The sequence below is a fragment of the Limnohabitans sp. Hippo4 genome, from assembly GCF_003063605.1.
Classification (GTDB): domain Bacteria; phylum Pseudomonadota; class Gammaproteobacteria; order Burkholderiales; family Burkholderiaceae_C; genus Limnohabitans_A.
This window is the reverse complement of record NZ_NESE01000015.1, coordinates 1-1,233: the sequence shown is the minus strand read 5'-3', so window position 1 is coordinate 1,233 and position 1,233 is coordinate 1. Positions and strand designations below refer to the sequence as shown.

The 1,233-nt window shown below is 53.1% G+C and carries 1 protein-coding gene; it reads left to right on the top strand.

Annotation, left to right across the window (positions count from 1 at the left end; all coding sequences use genetic code 11):
- Positions 1 to 62 precede the first annotated feature (62 nt).
- Positions 63 to 1,204 (top strand): IS3 family transposase gene (locus B9Z46_RS15000; protein ID WP_108257386.1). Its coding sequence is split into 2 segments (ribosomal slippage): positions 63 to 306 and positions 306 to 1,204, totalling 1,143 coding nucleotides; the frame shifts between segments, so codons are not numbered across the junction.
- Positions 1,205 to 1,233: the final 29 nt, after the last annotated feature.

Genomic DNA, 1,233 nt, shown 5'->3' with positions numbered 1-1,233 from the left:
CTGGCATTCCCCCAATTCAGTAGACAAATATTGTTGTCAAAATCTGAATGGGAGAAATGCAAATGCAAAGAGCCAAATACACAGCTGAATTCAAAGAAGAGGCAGTTCGCCAAGTTATCGACAGGGGTCACTCTGTTATCGATGTAGCCAAGCGACTAGGGATTGGGGATGGCCTGCTGTACACCTGGGTCAAGAAGTTCAAGGCAGCCAATGAGCCAGTTGCCATTGATGACATGAAGTCAATGCAGGCAGAGCTCAACCGTTTGAAGGCTGAACTCAGGCGCACCACAGAGGAGCGCGATATCCTAAAAAAGGCCGCCGCGTACTTTGCCAAACAGTCCGAGTGAAGTACGCGTTTATCAAGGCACACCGATCTGAGTTCACCTTGAGCGGCATGTGCCGGGTGTTGGACGTTCACCGCAGTGGCTTCTATGCCTGGTTGCTGGAGCCCTTATCGGCAAGGGCTGTTCAGAACCAAGCCCTGACAACGCAGATCAAAGAGTTCTATGACCAGAGCATGGGCATCTATGGCAGCCCCCGAATCTTTTGTGATTTGAGGGAGGCTGGTGTTGCGTGCAGCGAGAACCGGGTGGCCAGGCTGATGCGGATGGCTCAAATCAAGTCTGTGCGGGGCTACAAGCGGCCTCGCTACAAGGTGGGCCGGCCCTCGCAGGTCTCGCCCAACCAGTTGCAGCGCCAGTTCCAGCAAGACGCGGCGGATCAAGTTTGGGTGACCGATATCACGTACATCCGCACGTATGAAGGGTGGCTTTACTTGGCGGTGGTGCTGGACTTGCACTCAAGGGCTGTGGTGGGCTGGAGCATGCGAGGCAGCATGGAGACCACTTTGGTTCTTGATGCGTTGACGATGGCGGTTTGGCGTCGCCGGCCTAAGGGCTCGGTGATCATCCACTCGGATCAGGGCTCGCAGTTTGGAAGTGATGAGTTCAGCCGCTGGTGCAAGGAAAACCGATTGAGCCCCAGTATGAGCCGAAGAGGCAACTGCTGGGACAACGCGGTGGCTGAATCGTTCTTCAGTAACTTGAAGAGTGAAAAAATCAAAAAGAGGATTTACAAAACAAGGCAGGAGGCCAGGTCTGAAGTCTTTGAGTACATTGAAGGCTTCTACAATCCAGTTCGACGTCACAAACATCTTGACCAACTCAGCCCCCTTGAGTTCGAGAGACGTCAAATTGCGCTATGAAGAGTGTCTACAAAATTGGGGGAATGCCA